This window comes from Peribacillus sp. JNUCC 23 (genome assembly GCF_053653995.1).
This window is the reverse complement of the sequence record NZ_CM132202.1, coordinates 2,515,117-2,538,989: the sequence shown is the minus strand read 5'-3', so window position 1 is coordinate 2,538,989 and position 23,873 is coordinate 2,515,117. Positions and strand designations below refer to the sequence as shown.

The window sequence follows — 23,873 nt, the reverse complement described above, 5'->3', positions numbered from 1 at the left end:
AGTGCTTCTGTTAGAATGTTAAAATTGAATATACAATGCTCCAGCCATCAATTATAGGGGGTTACTCCATAAATGGTTGGATGTATTGATTGGCAGCTAAAAATTCTTCAAATCTGCTAATATCAAAGCGCTTTCCAAGAAGCGTTGTACCAAAGAAATTTTCCGTCTTCATCATTTCGTTAATGGCATCTGTTAATTGAATTTCGTATCCTACTCCAGGTGTTATTCTTTCTAGATAGGAAAAAATTTCAGGGTTAAAGACATATCTACCGATGACGGCTAAATTTGAAGGTGGATTTTTTGCAGGTTTCTCAACGATGCTAATAACTTTACTTATCTCATTTTTAATTTTCTCACTTTTAACTACGCCATAGTTTGACAATAAGTGTTTTTCCACTTCATATAGACCAAGTACACTTTTTTTATGCTTTTCATAAACTTTTATTAATTGATTTAATCCTGTTGTCTCTTTATCAAAAATAATTTCATCTGGTAACAAAACAGCAAATGGTTCATTACCAACAAAATTTTTCCCTAGGAGGATTGCATCACCAAGCCCTTTAGCATATGGTTGTCGAATATATTGGATATGAATATCGGGAATTTTGTTTTTTTCTAATAAATGAGTGGATTGTTTTTTTTCAAGAAATGCTTCAAGTTCAAGTGATCGATCAAAATAGTCAGCAATCAGATTTTTTGATTGTGAAACTATAAATAAGATCTCCTCAATCCCTGAGGCCAGGGCTTCTTCTACGACATAATGAATAGCAGGTTTTACACCAATCGGAAATAATTCTTTCGGAACAACTTTAGTTATCGGTAAACCTCTCGTTCCATATCCAGCTGCAGGGATAATAGCCTTTTTGATCATTTCTTAATTCACCTCGAATGCTATTGCTTATTCTATGAAAAAGTGGGGTTTTATGACAATGTTAAATTTTTATTAACTTTAATATTAAATGATTTTGTGGTCCTTATTGGCAGTGCAATAGTCTAATTTCTAAGTATTTTATTAAAATAATTGAATAATGGTGTTTCGGTTAAAAGAAGTTGAGAATAACATGTGATTATTCTTTATTTAAAGAGAGGATGAGGTCGAAATAAAAGAAACTTTCATTGTATATAGGCAGATGTTAAATCATTGTAGATTGTCCACTAATATGATATAGAACTTTAGATTATTAGAGAGGGGACAATGTCGTATGGAAATCTGTGTGATAGGTGCGGGATATGTTGGCTTAACGACTGCAGCGGTTCTGGCCGATCTCGGACACACTATTTGCTGTGTAGACACAAATATTGAAAAAATAAAACAATTAAAACGCGGGGAAATTCCAATCTATGAACCAGGTTTAACTGAATTAATAAGTAAAAATAAAGACCAATTAACCTTTAGTTCAATGATTGTTGAAAATATTCAAAAAGCAGCGGTTATTTTCATCGCTGTTGGCACTCCATCTTTAGCAGATGGAAGAACGGATTTGACTTATATTCAATCAGTAGTAGATGAAATTGCAAAAGCCATAAGGTCTTATAAAACGATTATTACAAAAAGTACGGTACCGCCGGGAACTAATGAAAATATATATAGAATGATAAAAGAAAAAGGAGTAGACCCACAGCTTTTCAATGTCGTCTCCAATCCTGAATTTCTAAGAGAGGGTTCTGCCATCTCAGATATGATAAAACCAGACAAAATTGTCGTGGGTAAACAACAAGAAGATCAAAAATCCCTTTCCATCATAAAAGAAATATATGTAAAAATTAAAGCACCCTTCATCATTACAAGTCTCAACGGTGCTGAAATGATTAAATATACATCTAATGCTTTTTTAGCTACAAAAATATCGTTTATCAATGAAATAGCTAGAATCTGTGATAAGTATAATGTGAATATTGAGGATGTTTCAAAGGGAATAGGCACCGATCCAAGAATCAGTCCCCATTTTCTTTCAGCGGGTATTGGATATGGTGGTTCCTGCTTTCCAAAGGATGTTCGTTCATTAGAACACAGTGCATTAGACAAAAATATAACGCCACAGTTGTTACAAGCTGTTCAAGCGGTCAATCATTCACAAGTTAATCTGTATATTGATAAGCTAAGTGCCTTCATAGATGATTTTTCAGAGAAAACGATTGCAATATTAGGAGTTGCCTTTAAGCCAAATACGGATGATACAAGGTATTCTCCAGCCGTTTCATTAATTGAAAAATTAAGTTCTCTAGGATGCTTAGTACAAACGTATGATCCGAAAGCTCAACTACCTTTCGCAATGATGGAAACGGTCAGTCAGCATTCCAAGTTAGAACAGGCAATTATGAATGCTGATTGTGTGATTATCGCAACAGATTGGGAAGAATTTAAACAGTTGAATTGGCTGAAAATAAAAGAGTTAATGAAAGGTGAATACATTTTGGACGCACGTAACTGTATTGATCCACAAGCAGTTAGAGATACTGGCTTAACGTATATCGGAGTTGCCCGTCCATGAAGATATTGGTCACAGGGGCAGCGGGATTTATTGGTTCACATCTTTGTGAGAAGCTTTTAACAGACGAGAACAACGAAATAGTTGGGGTTGACAAATTTACTGGTCCAACACCTAAAAACCTGAAGAGTGTGAATCTAGGCAATTTGCTCAAAAACGCGCGATTTAGGTTAATTGAAACGGATTTATTGACAGCTAACTTAGAAAAGTTACTAGAGGATATAGATGTTATTTATCATTTAGCTGGTATACCTGGTGTACGTTCGAGCTGGGGGGTGGACTTTGATCCATATGTGAGTAACAATATATCTGTCACACAGCGTCTTTTAGAAGCCGTTAAGAATAAAAAAATAGTTAAGTTTATATATGCCTCCACATCCTCTGTTTATGGAGAAGTAGATGGGAAAGTGACAGAAGGTGCATATCTATCTCCGCTTTCTCCATATGGAATTACAAAATTAACAGGTGAACATTTATGTAATGTTTATCATAAAAGCTTCAACATCCCGATTGTAACTGTAAGGTTTTTCACTGTTTATGGGCCAAGACAGAGACCGGATATGGCATTTCATCGCTTCATCACACAAGTTTTGAAAGAAGAAACGCTTTCCATATTTGGTGATGGGACACAGACAAGAGATTTTACCTATGTAACGGATTGTGTTGAAGCTATTGCGTCGATTATTTACAAAAACCATGTGATTGGCGAGACCATCAATATTGGAGGAAAAGAACGGGCCTCGATTAATGAAATCCTTGCAATTATAGAAGCGCTTACAGGAAAAAAAGCAACGATCGATTATTTACCAAAACTACTTGGAGAGCCAACTCACACATGGGCAGATATCTCAAAAGCAAAAAAATTGCTGAACTACAATCCTGAAATTTCCTTGAGGGAGGGGATTGCAAAGGAAATAGAGTATATCCGTTCTATATACACATTAAATGGGGAGATAGATTCTTGTTGAGATAAAGGAAAATGAATGGATATTATGTGTAACTGTTGAGAGGATCCAATACTCAAAGTGTCAAACTTACAATCCCTCTTTTCGAAAACCTTTCTTTAGTTCGAACTAGAACAAAAGAAGGGCTTCTTTTGTTATTTTGGGCGAGGTTCGCCAAGCAAACGCTTATGCATCCATATAGCTGCTTGGGAGCCGTCTCCCATTGAAATGGTCACTTGTTCGGAATGTCCAATCAGGTCGCCGCCTGCCCAAATCCCAATTATATTCGTTTCCTTTGTGCGCGGATTAACGACAACGTGCTTACTTTCATTTAATTGGACACCAACTTGTTTAGCTAAATGATTGTTTAATTGATTGCCGCTAAAGCCGGTAAATCCGCGCTCGGCTTTAATCAATTCACCATTTTCAAGCAATAAGCCAATAAGCTGTTTTTTTGCATCCACTACGATCTCGCTAATGGGTTCTTCAATAATCTGAATCCCAAGCGATTTTAATTTCAAGAGGTTCTCTTCACTGATTTCTTTATTATCATGATTGATGACGGTTAGTTCTTTTGACCAATATGTAAGAGTCATTGCCATATTTGCTACAGTATTTCCACTCCCAAATACTATGGTCTTTTTACCAGTTATTTCATAGCCATCACAGTCAGGGCAAATAAAGATTGAAGTCCCAAGGCACTGTTGAAGATTAGGCAAGTCTGGTAAATAATCCGTTAATCCTGTTGCTAAGAACACGGTATTTGTTAAATATATTTGCTTTAGTAAGGTGCGCACGGTAAATATATTGTCAGATTTTTCAAGAGAAGTCACTTTATCATCAATAAAAGAAACACCGTATTTCTCAGCATGTTGCTTGCCGAGGTTTCTTAATTCTGGTCCGCTAATTCCATCCGGCCAGCCGAGAATATTATGATATCCCCTTGTAATTGTGGACCGGCCTTGATTCGAATCGATTACAAGAACAGAATGATTATATCGGCCTAGTTGAATGGCAGCCTGTAACCCAGCAATTCCACCCCCAATAATGATGCAGTCAACTGTCTCCATATCCTTCACCACCCGTAAAAAAGAAATCAAATAATAGTTCCTAGTTTTAAAAAATATACCCATATTAATCTGTAACTATCCCCAGAAAGTGAAACTTCAATCAGTGGGGGGTTCTTCATTCTCTACTAATTTCCCATGATACTCTAAACAAAAATACAGCCTGTGAAACCGGGATAAATAAAAAAGCAACCCAACGTATATGTATTGGATTACTTTTTATTGTCATATATCCTCATTTTTCTTCACTACTATTTTCGATCCATTCTTGTGACCATTTCTGGATTTCTCTGACAGCAGGTGCAAGTGCACTTCCTTTTTCAGTTAGGGAATATTCAATCCGTACCGGTGTTTCGGCGAAGACTTCGCGTTTAATGATGCCTATTTGCTCAAGGTCCTTAAGCCGTTCCGATAAAATACGACCGCTAATTGGAAAGGCAGATTCTATTTGACAAAATCGTTGAGGTCCATTCAATAATTGATTGACGATTAGAACCGTCCAGCGTTTTCCGAGTATCTGTGTGCCCTTTTCAAAGCGAGGGCATAACAAATCTTCAGTTTTATTCATTTAATATCACCCCATAATAGTAGTATAACTCTTTACGCATAATGTAACAACATAACAGTTTAGTATATAGTGTCATAAAGTAATCATGAAAAAATGATTCTTGATGGTATGAATAATATGGAGTCTTTGTTTAGAATTTTTCAGTAAGTGGTATATAGAAGTAATCAAAAAGGAGGTTGGTAGGGATGGGATTAGTAAAATCCGTAGGTTCATATGTCATGCTTGGGGTCGGAATTGCAGGTGTCTCAATGGTATCAACGAAAAGGAATAGAGAAAAAGTTGTTAGTGCATATTCCAAAATGAAAACGAAAGCACTGAAATTTTGGCAAAAACAACAAAGTGAGGTAGACCAATTATTAGAAAAAGCGGGACATCCTAATCCATACGATATCGGAGATTCGCGAATGATTGACGAAGGTAGCATGACGGGTATTCAATATTACAATAAAAAACAGTGAATGAAATGCTAGTAGCTAAGATGGGGTTCAAATGACTTCTACCAGAAATTAATTAATGGGCAATTTGTGGTTACGGTGTTTAATAGCATTGTAAATGAGGATATTCCAAAAGGGTCTTAACCCAGCACTCACCACACGGTTTATAGTGTTACTTACACTTCATTTAAACTGTATGTAGCAGTTGCGGGGTCTGACCATTTACTTATATGACATCCTTACTGATCGAAAAAATCTTGCTTTTTAATCCCCACTTTTTGTTGATATGGATTTTCTTCGTCGGTATTTTGATCCAAATTTGTTGAGCTCACAAGTTTAGGACTGTCTGAAGGTTCTACATAAAGTCTAGCACGATGTTTTGGATTCGTTCCTTCAGCCATATATCAGCCGCCATTTTCAAATATGTTCTTTCGGCACATTAAAGAAGAATGAGAGAAATTAATTGCGTTTTTGTTTCTTGTTTGATGAAGGTACTTGAATGGAACCTGTTTCATGAGTGGTAGTTCCTTGACCTTCTACTTGTGAAGAACGTAGGCTTGCTTTGGAATGATCCTTTTTAATTTTACTCATTATGTTCACCTCCAACATTACTTTTTGCTAACAGGTGAGAAACTATACAAGACGAAAAATGGTTTCTAGAGTGGAGACAAAGTTTCTAAATAGGAATGTAAAAAGGCTATTTGCTTTTCTTTCTCTAGTGTGCAGATATGATCTCTACTTCTAAAGAAATTTCTACATTCCCTTTTAGGGCTCGTGAAATCATACACGATGTCTCGGCTTTTTCGGCAAGCTTTCTTGCTAAACGATGATCACTTTCATTCGCCTCTTGTTTGAGAACGACTTTAGGCCGATGGATGATTTTCTTATAAGTAAATACCCCATCCGTTACATCTACAATGCCTTCTGAATGAAGAGTAATTCTTTCTTTTTCCAGCTTACTTCTTTCCATCATCGCCGCTAACGTAATAATATAGCAAGTTGCTGCTGCTCCAAGTAGCATTTCATCTGGATTTGTCCCAATACCTGGTCCATTCATTTCAGGGGGAATGCTTATTTGTGTTTTCAGATTGCCAGACTCTATTGTCCCAGTATCGTTTCGTCCACCTTCCCAAATTGCCTGTAAATGAAACTGGTGTTCTGCCATATCAATAGCCTCCTTGTTTAGTATGTACTCCTATTGTATAGCAAACTGCAGGTAATTCCTTGTGTTTTGCTTTGGAACAGAGGGGATGAAATCTCTTGCGATCTGCAAAAAGTAGAGGTTGTATTGACAATTGCTAAAAAAAAAGTTATCTTTAATTCAAGATATCTGAATAAAGGTGATTATGAATGATTTCGTCACATATCTCGAAAATAAGATAAAAATAGAATATAAAATCCAATTTTAATTAAAGTAATATTTAAAAAGGAGCTGGATAATATGGAACTTAAAGGAATTCACCATGTATCAGCGATTACTGCAAGAGCAGGAGAGAATTTTGATTTTTATACTAAAACATTAGGTCTGCGTTTAATCAAGAAAACAGTGAATCAAGATGATATTGGTGTGTATCATTTATTTTACGGTGATGAAGTGGGGAATCCTGGAACGGAATTAACGTTTTTTGAAATTCCGAACGCAGGAAAAGTACATGAAGGTAATAACAGTATTTCTGAGTTATCACTGCGTGTTGCAAATGACGATGCGTTAAATTTCTGGAAGAAACGTTTTGAAGAAGAGGGCGTTTGGCACGGGGAAATCACTAAAAGATACACACGTCTTGTTCTTCCATTCAAAGATTTTGAAGGACAGAGATTTGTGTTAGTTTCCGATGAGTATAATCAAGGTATAGCTGGTGGAAACCCTTGGGAAAGAAGTCCGATTCCAGCTGAATTCGCGATTCTTGGATTAGGACCAGTCTCATTGACTGTACCAAATAGTGAGCCAACGGAAAAAGTACTAGTTGAAATTATGGGGTTTAGGAAGGCAGGAAGCTATCCATCAGAAGTTGAAGGACAATTAGAGACAATCGTCTATGAAACAGGTGAAGGTGGAACAGGTGCAGAAGTGCATGTTGTAACACGTAATGATCTACCACGTGAACGTCTAGGGCATGGAGGCGTCCATCATGTTGCTTTCCGCGTGGATAATGAAGAAGAAATGAAGCAATGGATTGCAAAAATAAATGAAAATAGAATTCCAAATTCAGGATTTGTAGATCGATATTACTTTAGATCATTATATTTCAGAGAACCAAACGGAGTTTTATTTGAGCTTGCGACAGATGGCCCAGGATTTGCAACAGATGAAGAGCTAGCACATTTAGGAGAAACTTTAGCATTACCGCCCTTCTTGGAATCAAAACGAGAACAAATTGAGGCGAAATTAAAACCATTGAACACGAAAATAAATTAACGAGTAAAGGTAGAATCACTATGCAAAAGCAAACAACTGGAATTCATCATATTACGGCTATTGTCGGCAATCCACAGGAAAACGTCGATTTTTATGCAGGTGTCCTCGGCTTAAGAATGGTCAAGAAAACTGTAAACTTCGATGATCCAGGCACCTATCATTTATATTTTGGGGATGACGCAGGTTCGCCAGGGTCAATTATTACTTTTTTCCCTTGGCCAAATGCTTATCAAGGTCGTTTAGGTTCCGGACAAGTTGGAATCACATCCTATGTAGTACCAGAAAAAACATTGGGATTCTGGGAGGAACGTTTAACGAAATTCAAGATTACCTTTGAAAAACATACACGATTTGGAGAGGAATATCTCGAACTTCATGATCCACATGGCTTAAACGTGGAACTTGTTGCCCGAAAAGCCGGGAAAAACAGTAGGTGGTCATTTGGCGGCGTACCTACTGATAAAGCTATTAAAGGATTTGGCGGCGCTGTTCTTCTATCGGCCTCTCCAGAAAGAACAATGAAAACGTTAGAAGAAGTTATGGGTTTGAAAAAAATGGCTGAAGAAGGAGATTTTGTACGATTTCAATCAACCTCAGATATTGGAAATATGATTGATGTAAAGAAAATCGCTTTACCAAGGGGCCAAATGGGTGTAGGAACGGTTCATCATATTGCTTGGCGTGCGAATGACTCAGATGACCATAAAGAATGGCGTGAGCATGTAAGTCGTTTTGGCTTTGGGGTAACTCCGTTTAAGGATCGACAATATTTCGATGCGATTTACTTTCGGGAAGATGGTGGCATATTATTTGAAATTGCCACAGATCCACCAGGATTTGCTTATGATGAATCATATGAGACGATGGGAAGTAAGTTAATGCTCCCATCATGGTTGGAAGAGAAACGAGAATCTATTGAAACAACTTTATTACCGGCAATCCCAAGAGTATTGGAGGAAGATAAGTAATGATGAAACATATTTTTCAAAAGGGAAGTAATTTAGAGACACCTGTTTTATTGCTTTTACATGGTACAGGAGGGACGGAAACCGATTTACTGGGAATAGCTGAGATGGTATCCCCTGAATCCTCTGTTTTAAGTGTTCGAGGAAATGTGTTAGAGAGTGGGATGCCTCGTTTTTTCCGCCGACTTGCAGAAGGTGTATTTGATGAAGAGGATTTGGTGTTTCGCACACAGGAATTAAATGAATTTCTTGATCACGCAGCAAAAGAATACGGGTTCGACCGCAAAAACATCGTAGCACTTGGCTATTCAAATGGTGCCAATATTGCTGCAAGTTTGCTGTTTCATTATGAGGGAGCGTTGAAAGGAGCCATCCTTCATCATCCGATGGTGCCAAGACGTGGAATCGATTTACCGAATAATAGCGGCATCCCCATCTTTATTGGCGCAGGGGTGAATGATCCATTATGCCCAGCGAAGGAAACGGAAGATTTAAGCCAACTGCTTGAATCGGCTGGTGCATCGGTTGAAGTGAAATGGGAAAACTTTGGTCACCAGTTGACACGATCTGAAGTAGAAGAGGCAGGAGTTTGGTTTCAAAAACATTTTGGCTAAAAGGGTGATCAAATGATTTCTTTGAATCCAGAAACGATAACGGAACGGGATAATTATAAAATTTTGGTTGGGAGTATTATTCCGAGACCGATTGCCTTGGTGACAACACTCTCGAATGAGGGTGTCATCAATGCAGCCCCATTCAGCTATTTTAATATTGTTAGTTCAAATCCGCCGTTGCTTTCTGTGTCGATCCAGCGTAAAGCTGGTATTCAAAAAGATACGGCACGGAATGCTATCGAAAAAGGGGAATTTGTTATTCACATTACCGATGAGAATATTGTAGCAGAAGCAAATGAAACAGCAGCTGAACTGCCACCAGAAAAAAGTGAATTGGAAAGAACGAATTTTACCCTTGTTGAAAGTGAACGGATTACTGTCCCTGGAATTAGAGAAGCAAAAATCCGTTTTGAATGTAGGCTTGAACAGGCGATTCCATTAGGTGGCAATGATTTGGAGTTGGGATGCGACTTATTGATTGGAAGAGTGGTGTGCTATCATATCGACGAAACGCTCTATCATGAAGGCCGGATAGATGCACTGGGATTAAACCCAGTGGCAAGACTTGCTGGTACTAATTATTCGAAACTAGGTGAACAATTTTCGATCGAACGTCCGAAATAAGATAAGCAAACACTGCTTTATGACATGATAAAAATATAGGTCGTGAAAAATTGGGTGTTCCTTTCATTACGGAACATCTTCTTTTTCTTATAATGAAAGATTGATATTAGTTGATTCAATAAATGGATCTGGTTATTAAGCAATATCATTCGATTTTTATGCAAGTCATCCTTTCTTTTATGTTATCAAACGTTGCCATCAAGTTTTTTATTGATTTTGCTCACAAATCAATCATACCCTTAACAAATACGACCTTTTTTATCCAACTCTTAACGGGCAGTAAGACCCCCCACTGATGGAACTTTATTTGTTAGAAATGATAAGTAGAAATAGCTTCTATTTGAGGGTTTTAGTTCTATTTTGACTGTCTGTGTATATACAGTAATGAGAGAGAGTTGTGAGGAGATGAGCAAAATGGCGAGTGGTGAACATAGTGTAATCATACCATTATCTATTGAAAAGGTATGGGATTTTGTTAGTGTGATTGATAATTGGGCTCCGCTAGTACCAGGATACATTTCACATACGGTGATGACAAAGAACCAGTCAACATGGGAATTCATAAGTGATTTTGGGCTGTTTAAGAAAAAGGTAAAACTGCTTGTGGATATTACAGAATGGTCGGGACCAGAGATCGTCACATTTCGCCTAACAGGAATGAATGAAAATTTCTTAGGTAGTGGTTATTTCAGAGCTGAAATGATTGATAAGAACCAAACGAAAATGACTGGGCAACTGGATATAACAGCAAAAGGAATGAAAGCACCTATGGCTAATTCGCTGTTAAAATCAAATGTCCCTGAAACTGCAAAAGCACTTTCAGATGCGGTTGCAGGCAAGTTGCTAGAAATTCATCATGTAGCAGGATAAGATACAATTCACTTATACTAAAATAGTAGTGCGTGTTCAAAATGTATGATCAGAAAAGGGAAACCAATTTTTATTGATGGCGAAGCTTTGTACCCTTGTTAAAGTGTACAGAGCTCCGTCTTTATTTCTTACATAATGATGAACACTTTCTAAATGAGAAAACAGTCTTAACAGAATAAAATAATGAAACTTATTATAGATGATCATCGTATATACTACTATCCCCTTACATTTAAGGTACGAGCAGATACACTTTTCTTATCCGTATTTGCGTGGTATTGTTAATCTTACTAAGAAATATTCGAAGGTGTTGATTGAGATAGAGGCGCAAATCACTTCTATATTATTTAATTTTGTGCTGGGACTAAATATTCTTTTTGCTTTATTTGTTGTTTTTTGGGAAAGAAGGGATGCAGGCGCTTCTTGGGCTTGGTTACTTGTGCTATTCTTTTTTCCGGTGGCTGGTTTTATCTTATATTTAATTTTAGGACGGACATTGCGACGTGCTCATCACTTTGAATGGGAAGGTCGCGAGAAAATCGGGATTGATGCTATTCTGAAAAATCAACAGGAGCAATTGAATTTAAATCAATTTGCTTTCAGGAATCAGATAACCGAAGAGAATAAAGACTTGATTTATATGCATTTGCGAACGAATGATGCAGTATTAACAGAAGACAATTCTGTTGAAATCTTCACAGATGGCAATGAAAAGTTTGCACAGCTGTTTGAAGATATTAGAGCGGCGAAAGATCATATACATATTCAGTATTATATTCTTAAAAAAGACGAGCTAGGCAAAAAATTCATTGACCTGTTGACCTTGAAAGCAGAAGAAGGTGTCACAGTACGTGTACTCTATGATGAACTAGGTTCCCGTGGACTAACGAAGCGTTTTTTTAAGGAGTTTCGGAAAGCTGGAGGTTTAATCGAAGTATTTTTCCCGAGCAAATTGCCCTTTATTAACTTGCGGCTTAACTTTCGTAATCATCGCAAGCTGGTCATTATTGATGGGAGGATCGGTTATATCGGCGGCTTTAATGTTGGTGATGAATATTTAGGATTAAATCCAAAATTCGGTTATTGGCGTGATACTCATCTGCGGATTCAAGGTTCAGCTGTTTACACGATTCAGACGGTGTTTATTCTCGATTGGAATGAGGCGTCTAAACACCATGATATTGGCTTTGTTCCGAAACATTTTCCTGAAATACATGCTCCTTGTGATTCCATTGGGATGCAGATTGTAACAAGTGGTCCAGATTCCAAATGGGAGCAAATAAAAAATGGGTATATTAAGTTAATCATGTCGGCTAAAGACTCCATTTTAATTCAAACTCCTTATTTTGTGCCTGATGCAAGCTTACTGGATGCCCTCCGTATTGCGGCATTATCTGGTATTAAAGTAAGCCTAATGATACCCAATAAGCCTGACCATATGTTCGTATATTGGGCTACCTATTCTTATATTGGTGAGTTGCTTGAGGCAGGAGCAACGATTTATATTTATGATAATGGCTTTTTACATGCGAAGACGATTATCGTAGACAATGAAACAGCTTCAGTAGGAACGTCGAATATTGATATGCGAAGCTTTAAATTAAATTTTGAAGTAAATGCCTTTATTTACGATGGTAAATTCGCCAATGCACTTACAAATGCTTTTTTTGAAGACATCAAAGTTTCAAAGCAACTTACTCTTGAAGACTATCATAAGCGCTCATTATGGCTTCGTTTTAAAGAATCGATATCAAGGTTATTGGCACCTATATTATAAAATGAAATTTCGATTAGAGTGAGTATTACAACATAAATACGTTCATGCCCCTTGAATTAGGTTGCGTCTTTGTAGCCCTAAGTATGGCATTTATGTACACTTAGTAACAAAAACTCATTTAAAAAAATGATTAACTAAAAAAATTCTATCATTTCGGAGTGGAGGAAATCACTTGTTTAAAACGAAGTCAAAATTACAGTTTTGGACTTTACAGTTATTATTAATGGCTCTTTTGATATTCGTTTCTACAAAAATCTCTTTTTTGTTTGAGCCGATCGTAATCTTTACGACTACATTATTTTTCCCAATATTAATCGCAGGCTTTCTTTACTTTATTTTCAATCCAGTTGTCATTTTTTTGACGAATCAAAGAGTTCCCAAAGGCTTAGCAATCCTATTGATTTTTGTCTTATTTGTGGGGATCATTGCCATCCTTGGCAGTTTAATTGGACCAGCGTTAACTAAACAAATCACAGAATTGGTGAATAATTTACCAGAGTATATTGTTCAAGGTCGAGAATTTTTCGATAATTTCCTAGCTTCTAAGCAATATCAATGGTTGTTGAATCAAAATTATGTATCATTGGATAAGATAGAATCATCGCTCATAAATTTTGTAAAAGAATTACCTAGTTACTTAACCACTAGTTTATCTTCTGTATTCAGCGTAGTAACGAACATTACATTAACAATCGTTACGGTACCTTTCGTTCTATTTTATATGCTGAAGGATGGACATAAATTCCCCCATGCGATTGCCAAATTCATTCCTGCTCATTATCGACGTGAAGGGATTACTTTATTAGGAGAAACAGCAACAACATTGTCCACTTATATTCAAGGACAGTTCTTAGTTTGTCTGTTTGTCGGGGTAGCAACATTTATCGGCTATTTAATCATTGATCTTCCATATGCCATAGTCTTGGCCTTAATCGGGGCACTTACTAATATTATTCCCTATGTTGGCCCATTTTTGGGAGCAGCACCGGCCGTCATTGTTGGATTGATTGATTCACCCATTCAAGCGGGTATTGTTATAATAGTTGTTGTTATTGTTCAACAGCTTGATAGTAATCTTATTTCTCCACTTGTTATAGGGAAGAAATTAAATACACACCCATTGACGATTATCTTCGTGTTGCTCGTAGCTGGTAATCTGGCTGGAATTTTAGGGATGATTCTTGCTATTCCTACATATTCTGTCATCAAGACGATTGTGCTAAATATTGTTAAATTCATTCGCTTAAAAAGACGTTCTGAAATTGAAAATCCAGACTCAGAACCACCTATCATTGAATGACTTTTTAAAACGCCTGGTTTTCGTGCTGATTTCCAGGTGTTTTTTTAGATAGATCATAAACATGTAGAGATGATCCATATTTTCGTACAAATTAAGTAAAAGGCGGGATAATATGAAAACATTTATTATAACAGGAGCTTCTAAGGGACTTGGTGCTGCATTGGCAGAAATATGTCTTAATCAGGGATTCCGATGTATACTAGTCGCAAGAAATAATCATAAAACCTTGCAAAAGAGTGAAAATCTTGCATTTGTTAGCGCAGATTTAACTGAAACAAACCAATTAGAAAAGGTCATGGATGAAATTATTTCTCATTTTAACAATGATGAAGATGAGTTGTATTTCATTAATAACGCTGGTATGGTTGAACCAATAAAACGGATTGGAGAACTAGATGCGGAAGCGTTTATTTTACATGCAAAATTGAATTATCTGGCTCCGGCGATTCTAATGGATTCATTTTTAAGAAGAACAAAAGGGTACAAGAATAAGAAAGTGGTTGTCAATATCTCAAGTGGGGCAGCAAAGAATCCTTATGAAGGCTGGGGCGCGTATTGCAGTTCGAAAGCGGGTCTTGAAATGTATACGAGAGTTGCTGGAGCTGAACAATTGAGAGAGGAAAATCCCGCATACGTGATATCGTTTTCTCCTGGTGTGATGGATACAACTATGCAAAAAGTGATCCGTTCTGCAAATGAGACTGATTTTGCTGATTCTGCGAAATTTCATGATTATAAGGAGAAAGGAATGCTACGGACACCTGATTTTGTTGCAAATATCTTACTTGAGTTACTAGATGAACAGGAATTGGATAATGGGAAATTTTACGATATAAAAGAGTTAATAAAATAACTACCAAGAAATATGGATAATTCATCCCTATCAAAAACAGTGTCCAAACCATTCATTCATTTTTCATATTCCATGATGAGTGAATGGAGAGTTTGGACTTCTCTGTATGTATTTACATCGTACAAATCAATCGAATGCTCGATTGTATTCTCTTTACTTATACATGAAATGCTATGAGGAACAACGCATTTGTCATAGCTATCTCTGTTACCCAAGACAGATTCCATGGACGGTGTAGCCTTTACGGCTTCATTGCTAGTATATAATTCTCCTTTGTTTAATTGCGGCTTTGCATGGAAAGAAGCTATAAAGCAAGCCGAAAGCAGAAAAGCTAAGCTTATAATCTTCAAATTACGCATTCTTATCCTCCTAATAAAAAATTACTCCCTTTATAATAGACGTTTTATTCCAGGAATAGGTTTCAAAAAAACATAATTTTTAAAAAAAGACATAACAAGACCAAAGAACCCCATAAACTAGTATTAAGTATAATTTTTATCCCAGTTTAACTAACCAATGGAAGTTTCACATGATCTGTAAGTGTGACCTATACAAAATGTGGTCAAGCTATTGAAGGGACAAAAGATGTGACGAATTTAGTCTGTATGGTTAGAGTAATTAAACGGGGGAAAATAGAAATGAGGTGGAGTAATGGGAATCCATGTGGTGAAAACGGGTGACACAATATGGTCAATTTCCCTCATGTATCAGATTGATATAACCAGTCTTATGAATATAAATGGTTTGGTATTAAGCACGGCAATCGTACCTGGTCTTGCGCTTTATATCCCAGAAACTACATTAAGGAATCGGCTGTATTATATTAAACCGAGAGATACATTATATGAAATAGCGAAAGTTTACGGAACGAGTGTGCAAGCTATTACGCAAGCAAATCCGGGCATCGAACCGTCTAACCTTCAAATTAATCGAAGGATTAGAATTCCTTCTCCTTATAAAAACAGGCTGATTACACTTGGTTTTTCATTTCCAGTTAGCGGAGGATTAGTTTTTACCAATCTTGAACAGCATGCCTATCAACTTACATATTTGGCGATTGTTGCATACTCCTTTACTAATGAAGGCAATGCCTATGTCGATGGAGATGACCATGCACTTGTTGCGAAATGTAAACAAGTCGGAGTTAAACCGCTTTTGATGATCCGGAATTTTCAAGATGGCGATTTTAATGCTGAATTGGTTGGGACTGTGTTAGCAAATCCAATCTATCGTACCAATTTAGTAAGAAGCATGATGAATTTCATAGAGGAAAAGGGGTATAGCGGTGTAAGCATGGACCTTGAATTTATCCCTCCAGCAAGACGTGAAGATTATGTATTATTACTTAGAGAATTGAAAGCTGTACTCGGTGCACGCATCCTTCATGTTAATGTTCATTCAAAAACGGAAGATAATTTTTCAAATCGAATTGTTGGAGGACACGATTATCGCGCAATTGGGGAAGTGGCCGATCTTGTTGCGATTATGACAATTGATTATGGCTATCCAACAGGTCCGCCGAACCCCGTTTCTCCACTATGGTGGATGGCTCAAGTATTGCGGTATGGACTTGCCAATATCCCATCAATGAAGCTCCAAGCTGCCATCCCGTTGTATGCATATGACTGGATTGTTCCAAGTAATGTCACCACGGCCACTTCAGTAAAAAATGCCCAAAATCAAGCCATTGTTAAATGGAGCGAAATTAAGTACAATCAAGCTGCAGCTTCCCCTTGGTACACTTATTTGGAAGGTGGCAATCAGCATACTGTCTGGTTTGAAGATATTCGGAGTATAACAGCTAAATATGAGTTGATTGACGGCTATCGCTTAGCTGGGACAACTTTTTGGCATATCGGATTGTCGTTTCCGCAGAATTGGGTGTACATGAATAATAATATACTTGTTTTGAAATAGAAATAGTCCAAAAGAATTTGGATCTTTAGTTATGGGTCAGCGTTACTTGTGAAAAATTTAAGTCCTTCCATATTTTTATTAGTATTGTCGGCTGCTTAATACCAAATATGAGTTTTGAATCATTCTAAAAAATTTCAATAATATGTAAAAAACGATAATTTAAACGATAGAACACCTTTTTATTAAAAGATCTCTGTTTTTTTTATCGGTAAAAGTGGGGCAATATAAAATTTAGAAGCAATTTTATTAATAAGTCTAAAAAGAATGTATCACTTTTCTTGAAATTCATATTAATCCCGCCTTTAGTTGTTGTACAATAAATAGGGCATTTTTAATAAGTGAGAGAGGAATAAGATAGTTCCTAAAGGGGCTATAACGTCACACTATATACACCTGGGAGATCTGACCCTTTCGTTATGGGGCAGCGTTATTAAGAATAGGTGTGAATGAACCCATTCTTTTTAAGCTAAATTGAATATCTCTCAATATATCACTAAGTACTATGGCTTTTTTACAACAAGGAGTGAACAACATGCAAAAATTAGTTAAACTTTCGGAACGATTTCTTTATTTAACACCTGTTCAAAAAACAGACCGCCCGGTATTGGCTGCGGTTGTAGGAGATGATCAAACGCTGCTGATTGATGCGGGAAATTCCGTGAATCATACAAAATTGTTTCAAGAACAATTAGCAAACCACGGCGTAAAAGGTGATTATCTTGTTCTTACCCATTCAGATTGGGATCATGTTTTTGGTTTAAATGAAATCAAGAGCCCGGTCATCGCGCAACAAAAAACAGCAGAAAATCTTAAACAGATGCAAACTTTATCTTGGGAAGATTCATTCTTGGACGAGCGAGTTGAAGCTGGAACTGAAATTCCATTTTGTGCAGATGCAATAAAGCTAGAATTAGGCAGTGAACGAGATATCGTCATTCCAATACCTCAACTTATTTTTGACAAAAAGTTGCAAATTAATCTTGGTGGTGTTACATGTATGATCGAGCATGTCGGTGGAGATCATGCTGATGATTCGACGATTATCTATCTGCCTGAAGAAAAGATTTTATTTCTAGGCGATTGTTTATATGCTAATCTATATGCGGAAAAATGGAATTATACGGTGGAAAAATCATTACAACTCGTGCAGAAATTAGAAACCTTTGAGGCAGAGACCATTTTTCTCTCCCATCATCAATCTCCATTAACAAAGGAAGAATTCCAAAAACAGTTGTCCTTCATGAAGCTTTCAGCACAGCTTACTAAAAAACATAAAGGAAATAAACACAACATTGAACAAGAACTTTCGCAAGTACTTGCCAGAGCATTGAGTGACGAGGAATTAGAAACTGTAGAATTTTATGTGAACGGTTTTTAAATAGTAGCAGGCTGAAACTGAAAAAATATCCCTAAGAGGTATAAGCTTCTTAGGGACATTTTTATCGCAGATTAACGGTCAGTAAGACCCATAACGAAAAAGACTTTGAGGAATCGAGAAAGAATAAATGAGGGACAAAGAAAACCCCCACTAATGGAAGAGTCACTTTATTAATCTACATCATTATTTCTAACAAACGGTAATGAAACTAGATCATTTTTTCTGACCAAGAACAAACTAAATGCGATAAAAATAAGCAGGGAAGCAAAGGTGAAAGTAGTTTTCACGCCATATGCTTCAGTAATGTAGCCTAAAAGCAAAACGGAAAGAGCAAATGTAAAGTTAATTACAACATTCCAAGAAGAATAGACTTTAGCTAACATTTTTTCAGTAGCATGATCCTGAATGACTTTAGTAAAAGCTATTTCCCGGATTTGCTGAGGGAAGCCATGTATTACTGTAATCAATAAAGAGAGTAGCGGGAGGCTCGTTACTCCAAATAAAAAGGTAAGCAGCGCGTCTACGAAAAGTCCGAATATGATATAGGTCTGTGAATGCTTTTCCAGTTGAGAGGCGAAACGTAATGTAAGAATTCCGCCAATAATCATTCCTAAAAAATGACCTGTATTTAAATAGCCCCACCATTCTTCACCACGATGTAACTGGTCTTCCACATACACATATAAAACAGCTGCGATCCAAATACCTGAAGCAATGCTCGTTATAAAATCTGAGACTATAACGAGGCGAATCGGAGGTGCATGGTAAATGGCAACCCAGCCTGATTTAAACGAATCCCACCTCGTTGATTGAACAGATTCTTCACTGTCTTTTTCAATAGCTAGATTGATATGCATCATACATACAGCAGAAAGAGCGTACAAAATGACCGCTAATAAAATGATAAAGCTGCTATCAGTGATTGCTAACAGAATAGCACCAAGCGACCAGCCGGTTAAAGATACCCCCTGTGTCAAGACACTCAGAAAACCATTGGCCTTAATCCAGTCTTCTTTAGGTACTAAAAGCGGAGTAAGCGAGCTGCTGACGGGAGCTGCAACACCATCCAAGAGTGAGATTAAGGCTATACATATAGAAATCAAGAGAATCATTGGCTGCTCAAAGATAAATAGATAACAAACGAGTAAGATAAGCAATAGTGTTTTTAACCATTGAGATTGTACAAGTATTTGTTTAAGCGGAAATCGATCAATAACCAGGGGGGCAAAAAGGTTACTAATAAAGCGAAACATCGTTGTCGTAAATGGCAGCAAGCTCATATAAAAAGCAGACCCGGTTAAAGCATAAATAAGAGAAATTAACCCGACCACATAGAAAATATCCCCCAAATTCGCAAACACTTGCCCAACCCAAAGAAATCGAAATGATTTATTTTTCATCGTCTCATTCCTTTAGATGATATTGGTAAGCTGTTTAGTGGTTACGAATGGATTCCTACATGTTTTTCGCTCCTTTTGAGATATCGTTTATGTTCCGGAATAATGTTAGGAGCATTTTACCACAATTTCAGCAAACCTTCTACATGAAATTGTGTGCGTAAAAAGAATATTCAGAAATAAAAATGCTCAAATTTCAAGTACTCCAAGACTTCATTCGGAGTAAGGGGGTATTCCTTATTATAGAGCACTTGTTTATTTCCTTTGCTGGTCCTATAATTCTAGTATTATAGGAAAGGGGATACGATTAATGATTCGACGATTTTATTCTTATTATAAGCCACACCGGCGTTTGTTTGTGATTGACTTTAGCTGTGCAGTTATCGTGGCTTTACTTGAATTGGCCTTTCCGCTAGCTGTGCAATGGTTCATTGATAGCTTGCTTCCAGGTGAAGATTGGCCAACAATCGTAACCGTAAGTGTTGGTTTGTTAGTGCTATACATAATCAGTACGTTATTGCAGTATATCGTGAACTATTGGGGACATATGCTCGGAATCAATATAGAAACAGACATGCGTCAGCAGCTGTTTCAACATGTACAAAAGCAATCTTTTAAATTTTTTGATAATACGAAAACAGGTCATATTATGAGTCGGATTACCAATGATTTATTTGATATTGGCGAGCTTGCCCATCACGGACCAGAGGATTTATTCATTGCCGTTATGACATTCTTCGGTGCTTTTTGGATCATGATGACGATCAATATCCAACTTGCTCTTGTGACAGTTTGTATTATACCGTTACTTGTTGTGCTTATTGTATTCAGTAATATGAAAATGAACAAAGCCTGGAAGCAGATGTATACGGAAGTGGCGGATGTGAATGCACGTGTGGAAGACAGTGTATCAGGTGTACGTGTAGTCCAATCTTTTACAAATGAAAAGTATGAAATGGACCGATTCGCTGTCAATAACAAGAAATTCAGAAGAGCAAAGCTACTCGGCTATAAAGTGATGTCCTTCAGCTCATCGGGAATATACATGATGACTCGCTTCATGACTCTTGCCGTATTGGTAGTTGGTGCTTGGTTAGTATACGAAAACCGTCTATCGTACGGTCAAATGGTAGGGTTTGTCTTATATGTGAATGTGTTATTTAAACCTGTGGATAAAATCAGCGCCTTGATGGAGCTGTATCCAAAAGGGATGGCTGGCTTTAAGCGATTTACCGAACTTCTTGATGTCAATCCAGATGTACAAGATAAGCCGGGTGCAGAGGTTGTTGCGTCGTTACAAGGTGACATCTCATTTTCAAATGTCAGCTTTGGTTATGATGATAAAAGAACGGTATTAAACGAGATTGATTTGACCATTCAAGCTGGTGAAACAGTTGCCTTTGTCGGTCCATCTGGTGCTGGAAAAACTACGATCTGCTCGTTGATTCCAAGATTCTACGATGTTACAAAAGGTAGCATTAAAATCGACGGAATTGATATTCGAGAGATGACAAAGCAATCACTACGATCAAAAATTGGTATTGTGCAGCAAGATGTGTTTTTGTTTACTGGAACTTTGAAAGAAAACATAGCTTATGGAATGCTATGTGCAACAGACGAACAAATTCATGATGCCGCAAAAAAGGCACATCTTGAAAGCTTTGTTGCTGGACTTCCAGATGGTTACGAAACCCAAATTGGTGAGCGTGGTCTAAAATTATCTGGCGGACAGAAACAGCGGATCGCCATTGCGCGGATGTTCTTGAAAAATCCGCCAATCTTAATCCTCGATGAAGCCACATCGGCATTGGATACAGAGACAGAGATGATTATTCAAGAAGCATTATCGGAGCTTGCTGTGAACAGAACGACTTTAGTTATTGCCCACAGGCTAGCAACGATTCGTAACGCTGACCGGATAGTAGTTGTTACTGAAGAAGGAATTGCAGAGCAAGGGAAGCATGATGAGTTGATTGATCAGGGTGGAATATTCGCGAACTTGCATCGCGTACAGTTTCAAAGATAAAACATAGAGTGAGGATGCCCCAAAAGGCTCAGACTCAGTACTAAACTTACGTACATTTCATGTGAATTGTATGTAATAGTTGCGGAGTCTGATCCTTTTCTTATGGGCCGTCCTTATTTTTTATGTATAAGAAACTCTAAATCCACAGTCCCTTTTCTTATCTCATGTTACTCACTGTTGTTAAATATCCTGAGATTTTGATAAACTGATAAAAAGAAGATTCAGAGGAGTGTTTTGTTTGGTGAATGCTGTATATAAAATCCCGCCTGTAGGCGAGTTTTTAACTTTCGAAAATAGAGAAGAATACATTGAAAAAGGTTTAGAATGGAGTTTGTTTACCGCCAGATCGGTTAAAGATGAAGTATGGTTTAAAACGCCCCATTATCAAGGGAAAGTAAAGCTTGCAGGTTTCCAGGTTTACTCGAATGACTTTAACACGATTGTTGTAGAATTTGAAGATGGTTCACTAAGCTGTATTCATCCAGCCTATTTGAAGGAAATGCAAAGTAACAGCTTTGGCAAGGAATTATTGAGCGGTCCTGCTGAAGAAACAGCAATTGAGGTTACGAATGACACCATTGAAGCGCTAGTTGAAGAACTTGTACCTAAAAAAGAATCGAAGCCTAAAGAAAAAAAACCAAAAAAAGAAAAGAAGCCTAAATTAGCGCTGCCTGAAGATAAAGTTCACTTCACCGCCAAAATCAAAGAATTTACCGCAAAAATGAATCATTTTACTGGTGAGGAGGATGAAGTGATTCTGTTGGAAAATGTCCAGATTACTGGAGAATCAGAGTTATTTATTGGCGATGCGTGGTGTGCCTATAGCAAGACGTTAAAAAAACTTGAGTTAGAAGAACAAGACCAGCTTGAATTTGATGGTAAAATCGTTGATAAAAAATTTAATAAAGAAATCCTGTATAAGATAAATAACCCGTCAAAATTAAAAAAAGAAGTGAACTAACAATGTAAATTCACTAAATTGATTTTTTTAACAAAATCCGTACTAATTCTTTAAACGAAATAGGTATTATGATAAATAAGATGGAATAATTTCGAAACATAAGAGGTAATTTACTAAAGTGGAATGATCCAAATGAGCAGAAGGACATGTTTAGTGGAGAAGCAGAAATGGGTACATTTCTTAATTATAAGGTAAAGAAGGAAGACTACTGCTATTGCCCAATTTCAGTCTTTAACCATTACATAAGAAAGAGGAACCTGCCTATGAGTGAATTACTTAAATTACTGAAGCAAGGTAATAAATCAGCGATTATCGCTGCTTGTGTTAACGCAATTATTGCTATCTTAAAAGCAGTCGCTTATTTCATGACCGGAAATGTCGCGATGTTTGCCGAAATGTTACATAGTATAGGAGATGCGGCCAATCAATTCTTCGTATTTGTTGGCTCAGCTCTAAGTAAAAAAGCACCTACAGACCGTTTTCCAGAAGGCTTTGGTCGACTTGTTAACCTCGTATTATTGGGAGCTGTACTTATTGTAGGAATCATGTCGTATGAAACAATTAAAGAAGGGATTCACCATATCATTCATCCAGCTCAATCTACTGGGATCGCCATCAATCTTGCTGTTCTTATTGTAGCAGTAATTCTTGAAACGTATGTATTATTTAAAGCGATGAAAGAAGTACTTCACGAAACAGGGATAGAAGCAAAAGGGTTTGCGATCGTTACGAAAAGCTTTGGGGCTTATAAAAAAGCGAAACCAGCAACAAAACTGGTGTTTTTAGAAGACTTCGTTGCTACAACTGGAGGAGTTCTCGCTATTGTGGCTATTTTATTGTCACATTACACTGCGTTTGCTCAAGCAGAAGGGATTGCTTCTGTCATGATTGGGGGGATGATGTTCTTTGTAGTAGGTAAAGTCTTTTTAGATAATGCAGCAGGTGTACTCGGAGAATCTGATATAGAAATCCGAAATAAAATTGGCAATATGGTCATTAAGGATCCAGACGTGAAAGACATTCAAGAAATCACTGTATTAAAAGAAGGGGAGCATCTACATGTCGAACTAGAAGTTGAGCTGGATGCATCGATTACGATAGCTGAAGCGGATGATATAAAAGATCGGTTAGTTGAAGCGATCAGCAAGGAAAGAGGTGTCACGGACGTCACGGTCGAATTCGATGAAGATGATGGGGTTCAGACATGGAAGGAAAGTTCTGCAGAACCAAATGCCCCTGATGAAAAATAATAGAAAATGGATCTAACCAAAAA

The 23,873-nt window shown here is 37.1% G+C and carries 24 protein-coding genes; 16 read left to right on the top strand and 8 right to left on the bottom strand.

The window, feature by feature from the left end; all coding sequences use genetic code 11:
- Positions 1 to 61: 61 nt before the first annotated feature.
- Positions 62 to 871 carry a UTP--glucose-1-phosphate uridylyltransferase gene (locus JNUCC23_RS12305; protein ID WP_403071039.1) on the bottom strand — a complete coding sequence of 270 codons (810 nt, stop codon included), beginning with the start codon at positions 869 to 871 and terminating at the stop codon, positions 62 to 64.
- A 331-nt stretch (positions 872 to 1,202) separates the two neighbouring features.
- Here JNUCC23_RS12305 and JNUCC23_RS12300 point away from each other — a divergent pair, with 331 nt between their 5' ends.
- Complete coding sequence (locus JNUCC23_RS12300; protein WP_403071042.1) at positions 1,203 to 2,492, top strand: UDP-glucose dehydrogenase family protein; 1,290 nt, start codon at positions 1,203 to 1,205, stop codon at positions 2,490 to 2,492.
- Positions 2,489 to 3,457, top strand: a complete 969-nt coding sequence (locus JNUCC23_RS12295; protein ID WP_062179138.1) for an NAD-dependent epimerase/dehydratase family protein — start codon at positions 2,489 to 2,491, stop codon at positions 3,455 to 3,457. The genes JNUCC23_RS12300 and JNUCC23_RS12295 overlap by 4 nt, the downstream gene beginning before the upstream one ends.
- A 131-nt stretch (positions 3,458 to 3,588) precedes the next feature.
- Here JNUCC23_RS12295 and JNUCC23_RS12290 read toward each other — a convergent pair whose 3' ends face one another.
- Positions 3,589 to 4,503, bottom strand: coding sequence for an NAD(P)/FAD-dependent oxidoreductase (locus JNUCC23_RS12290; protein WP_454211692.1), 915 nt, complete (start codon positions 4,501 to 4,503; stop codon positions 3,589 to 3,591).
- 232 nt (positions 4,504 to 4,735) lie between these two features.
- Entirely contained in the window at positions 4,736 to 5,068 is a 333-nt protein-coding gene (locus JNUCC23_RS12285; protein WP_062179144.1) for a winged helix-turn-helix transcriptional regulator, read from the bottom strand.
- Between the two features lie 185 nt (positions 5,069 to 5,253).
- On the opposite strand from JNUCC23_RS12285, the gene JNUCC23_RS12280 reads away from it, so the two are divergent.
- Positions 5,254 to 5,526 carry a hypothetical protein gene (locus JNUCC23_RS12280; RefSeq protein WP_403071054.1) on the top strand — a complete coding sequence of 91 codons (273 nt, stop codon included), beginning with the start codon at positions 5,254 to 5,256 and terminating at the stop codon, positions 5,524 to 5,526.
- 215 nt (positions 5,527 to 5,741) lie between these two features.
- On the opposite strand, the gene JNUCC23_RS12275 is transcribed toward JNUCC23_RS12280, so the two are convergent.
- The 3 genes from JNUCC23_RS12275 to JNUCC23_RS12265 form a co-directional block, all read right to left on the bottom strand.
- The gene (locus JNUCC23_RS12275; RefSeq protein ID WP_454211690.1) at positions 5,742 to 5,903 is read right to left on the bottom strand and encodes a hypothetical protein; all 162 of its coding nucleotides are present in this window, start codon (positions 5,901 to 5,903) and stop codon (positions 5,742 to 5,744) included.
- Positions 5,904 to 5,961: 58 nt separating this feature from the next.
- Positions 5,962 to 6,096, bottom strand: coding sequence for a YuzL family protein (locus JNUCC23_RS12270; protein ID WP_454216057.1), 135 nt, complete (start codon positions 6,094 to 6,096; stop codon positions 5,962 to 5,964).
- Between the two features lie 121 nt (positions 6,097 to 6,217).
- Positions 6,218 to 6,667, bottom strand: coding sequence for an OsmC family protein (locus JNUCC23_RS12265; protein WP_403071060.1), 450 nt, complete (start codon positions 6,665 to 6,667; stop codon positions 6,218 to 6,220).
- Between the two features lie 276 nt (positions 6,668 to 6,943).
- Between JNUCC23_RS12265 and JNUCC23_RS12260 the strand changes: the two genes are divergently transcribed.
- The 8 genes from JNUCC23_RS12260 (at position 6,944) to JNUCC23_RS12225 (ending at position 14,921) form a co-directional block, all read left to right on the top strand.
- Positions 6,944 to 7,918 carry a ring-cleaving dioxygenase gene (locus JNUCC23_RS12260; protein ID WP_062179153.1) on the top strand — a complete coding sequence of 325 codons (975 nt, stop codon included), beginning with the start codon at positions 6,944 to 6,946 and terminating at the stop codon, positions 7,916 to 7,918.
- Positions 7,919 to 7,938: 20 nt separating this feature from the next.
- Positions 7,939 to 8,886 (top strand): ring-cleaving dioxygenase, encoded by a 948-nt coding sequence (locus JNUCC23_RS12255; protein WP_454211687.1) that lies wholly within the window; start codon positions 7,939 to 7,941, stop codon positions 8,884 to 8,886.
- Positions 8,886 to 9,497 (top strand): alpha/beta hydrolase, encoded by a 612-nt coding sequence (locus JNUCC23_RS12250; protein ID WP_062179159.1) that lies wholly within the window; start codon positions 8,886 to 8,888, stop codon positions 9,495 to 9,497. Before JNUCC23_RS12255 ends, JNUCC23_RS12250 begins: the two co-directional genes overlap by 1 nt.
- Before the next feature lie 12 nt (positions 9,498 to 9,509).
- Positions 9,510 to 10,121: a flavin reductase family protein gene (locus JNUCC23_RS12245; protein ID WP_062179162.1), complete on the top strand. Its 612-nt coding sequence runs from the start codon at positions 9,510 to 9,512 to the stop codon at positions 10,119 to 10,121.
- Between the two features lie 414 nt (positions 10,122 to 10,535).
- Positions 10,536 to 10,991, top strand: a complete 456-nt coding sequence (locus JNUCC23_RS12240; protein ID WP_062179165.1) for a CoxG family protein — start codon at positions 10,536 to 10,538, stop codon at positions 10,989 to 10,991.
- 307 nt (positions 10,992 to 11,298) lie between these two features.
- Positions 11,299 to 12,768: a cardiolipin synthase gene (gene cls / locus JNUCC23_RS12235; protein ID WP_454211685.1), complete on the top strand. Its 1,470-nt coding sequence runs from the start codon at positions 11,299 to 11,301 to the stop codon at positions 12,766 to 12,768.
- A 223-nt stretch (positions 12,769 to 12,991) separates the two neighbouring features.
- Positions 12,992 to 14,068, top strand: a complete 1,077-nt coding sequence (locus tag JNUCC23_RS12230) for an AI-2E family transporter (protein ID WP_062183170.1) — start codon at positions 12,992 to 12,994, stop codon at positions 14,066 to 14,068.
- 112 nt (positions 14,069 to 14,180) lie between these two features.
- Positions 14,181 to 14,921 (top strand): (S)-benzoin forming benzil reductase, encoded by a 741-nt coding sequence (locus JNUCC23_RS12225; protein WP_454211683.1) that lies wholly within the window; start codon positions 14,181 to 14,183, stop codon positions 14,919 to 14,921.
- A 56-nt stretch (positions 14,922 to 14,977) separates the two neighbouring features.
- Here the strand turns inward: JNUCC23_RS12225 and JNUCC23_RS12220 are convergent, their stop codons facing one another.
- Positions 14,978 to 15,280, bottom strand: coding sequence for a hypothetical protein (locus JNUCC23_RS12220; RefSeq protein WP_454211681.1), 303 nt, complete (start codon positions 15,278 to 15,280; stop codon positions 14,978 to 14,980).
- 292 nt (positions 15,281 to 15,572) lie between these two features.
- Here JNUCC23_RS12220 and JNUCC23_RS12215 point away from each other — a divergent pair, with 292 nt between their 5' ends.
- Complete coding sequence (locus tag JNUCC23_RS12215) at positions 15,573 to 16,838, top strand: LysM peptidoglycan-binding domain-containing protein (RefSeq protein WP_454211679.1); 1,266 nt, start codon at positions 15,573 to 15,575, stop codon at positions 16,836 to 16,838.
- A gap of 532 nt (positions 16,839 to 17,370) precedes the next feature.
- Complete coding sequence (locus JNUCC23_RS12210; RefSeq protein WP_454211677.1) at positions 17,371 to 18,216, top strand: MBL fold metallo-hydrolase; 846 nt, start codon at positions 17,371 to 17,373, stop codon at positions 18,214 to 18,216.
- Between the two features lie 170 nt (positions 18,217 to 18,386).
- Here JNUCC23_RS12210 and JNUCC23_RS12205 read toward each other — a convergent pair whose 3' ends face one another.
- Positions 18,387 to 19,616, bottom strand: a complete 1,230-nt coding sequence (locus JNUCC23_RS12205; protein ID WP_454211675.1) for an MFS transporter — start codon at positions 19,614 to 19,616, stop codon at positions 18,387 to 18,389.
- A 307-nt stretch (positions 19,617 to 19,923) separates the two neighbouring features.
- On the opposite strand from JNUCC23_RS12205, the gene JNUCC23_RS12200 reads away from it, so the two are divergent.
- From JNUCC23_RS12200 to JNUCC23_RS12190, 3 genes are all read left to right on the top strand, one after another.
- Positions 19,924 to 21,639 carry an ABC transporter ATP-binding protein gene (locus tag JNUCC23_RS12200; RefSeq protein WP_062179184.1) on the top strand — a complete coding sequence of 572 codons (1,716 nt, stop codon included), beginning with the start codon at positions 19,924 to 19,926 and terminating at the stop codon, positions 21,637 to 21,639.
- Between the two features lie 241 nt (positions 21,640 to 21,880).
- Complete coding sequence (locus JNUCC23_RS12195) at positions 21,881 to 22,600, top strand: hypothetical protein (protein ID WP_403072127.1); 720 nt, start codon at positions 21,881 to 21,883, stop codon at positions 22,598 to 22,600.
- Between the two features lie 263 nt (positions 22,601 to 22,863).
- Entirely contained in the window at positions 22,864 to 23,850 is a 987-nt protein-coding gene (locus tag JNUCC23_RS12190; RefSeq protein WP_403071084.1) for a cation diffusion facilitator family transporter, read from the top strand.
- Positions 23,851 to 23,873 lie beyond the last annotated feature (23 nt).

Excerpts from the sequence above, each read along its gene's own strand:
- JNUCC23_RS12305 (WP_403071039.1), bottom strand. The coding sequence starts at position 871 with ATGATCAAAAAGGCTATTATCCCTGCAGCTGGATATGGAACGAGAGGT.
- JNUCC23_RS12300 (WP_403071042.1), top strand. The coding sequence starts at position 1,203 with ATGGAAATCTGTGTGATAGGTGCGGGATATGTTGGCTTAACGACTGCA.
- JNUCC23_RS12295 (WP_062179138.1), top strand. The coding sequence starts at position 2,489 with ATGAAGATATTGGTCACAGGGGCAGCGGGATTTATTGGTTCACATCTT.
- JNUCC23_RS12290 (WP_454211692.1), bottom strand. The coding sequence starts at position 4,503 with ATGGAGACAGTTGACTGCATCATTATTGGGGGTGGAATTGCTGGGTTA.
- JNUCC23_RS12285 (WP_062179144.1), bottom strand. The coding sequence starts at position 5,068 with ATGAATAAAACTGAAGATTTGTTATGCCCTCGCTTTGAAAAGGGCACA.
- JNUCC23_RS12280 (WP_403071054.1), top strand. The coding sequence starts at position 5,254 with ATGGGATTAGTAAAATCCGTAGGTTCATATGTCATGCTTGGGGTCGGA.
- JNUCC23_RS12275 (WP_454211690.1), bottom strand. The coding sequence starts at position 5,903 with ATGGCTGAAGGAACGAATCCAAAACATCGTGCTAGACTTTATGTAGAA.
- JNUCC23_RS12265 (WP_403071060.1), bottom strand. The coding sequence starts at position 6,667 with ATGGCAGAACACCAGTTTCATTTACAGGCAATTTGGGAAGGTGGACGA.
- JNUCC23_RS12260 (WP_062179153.1), top strand. The coding sequence starts at position 6,944 with ATGGAACTTAAAGGAATTCACCATGTATCAGCGATTACTGCAAGAGCA.
- JNUCC23_RS12255 (WP_454211687.1), top strand. The coding sequence starts at position 7,939 with ATGCAAAAGCAAACAACTGGAATTCATCATATTACGGCTATTGTCGGC.
- JNUCC23_RS12250 (WP_062179159.1), top strand. The coding sequence starts at position 8,886 with ATGATGAAACATATTTTTCAAAAGGGAAGTAATTTAGAGACACCTGTT.
- JNUCC23_RS12245 (WP_062179162.1), top strand. The coding sequence starts at position 9,510 with ATGATTTCTTTGAATCCAGAAACGATAACGGAACGGGATAATTATAAA.
- JNUCC23_RS12240 (WP_062179165.1), top strand. The coding sequence starts at position 10,536 with ATGGCGAGTGGTGAACATAGTGTAATCATACCATTATCTATTGAAAAG.
- JNUCC23_RS12230 (WP_062183170.1), top strand. The coding sequence starts at position 12,992 with ATGGCTCTTTTGATATTCGTTTCTACAAAAATCTCTTTTTTGTTTGAG.
- JNUCC23_RS12225 (WP_454211683.1), top strand. The coding sequence starts at position 14,181 with ATGAAAACATTTATTATAACAGGAGCTTCTAAGGGACTTGGTGCTGCA.
- JNUCC23_RS12220 (WP_454211681.1), bottom strand. The coding sequence starts at position 15,280 with ATGCGTAATTTGAAGATTATAAGCTTAGCTTTTCTGCTTTCGGCTTGC.
- JNUCC23_RS12215 (WP_454211679.1), top strand. The coding sequence starts at position 15,573 with ATGGGAATCCATGTGGTGAAAACGGGTGACACAATATGGTCAATTTCC.
- JNUCC23_RS12210 (WP_454211677.1), top strand. The coding sequence starts at position 17,371 with ATGCAAAAATTAGTTAAACTTTCGGAACGATTTCTTTATTTAACACCT.
- JNUCC23_RS12205 (WP_454211675.1), bottom strand. The coding sequence starts at position 19,616 with ATGAAAAATAAATCATTTCGATTTCTTTGGGTTGGGCAAGTGTTTGCG.
- JNUCC23_RS12200 (WP_062179184.1), top strand. The coding sequence starts at position 19,924 with ATGATTCGACGATTTTATTCTTATTATAAGCCACACCGGCGTTTGTTT.
- JNUCC23_RS12190 (WP_403071084.1), top strand. The coding sequence starts at position 22,864 with ATGAGTGAATTACTTAAATTACTGAAGCAAGGTAATAAATCAGCGATT.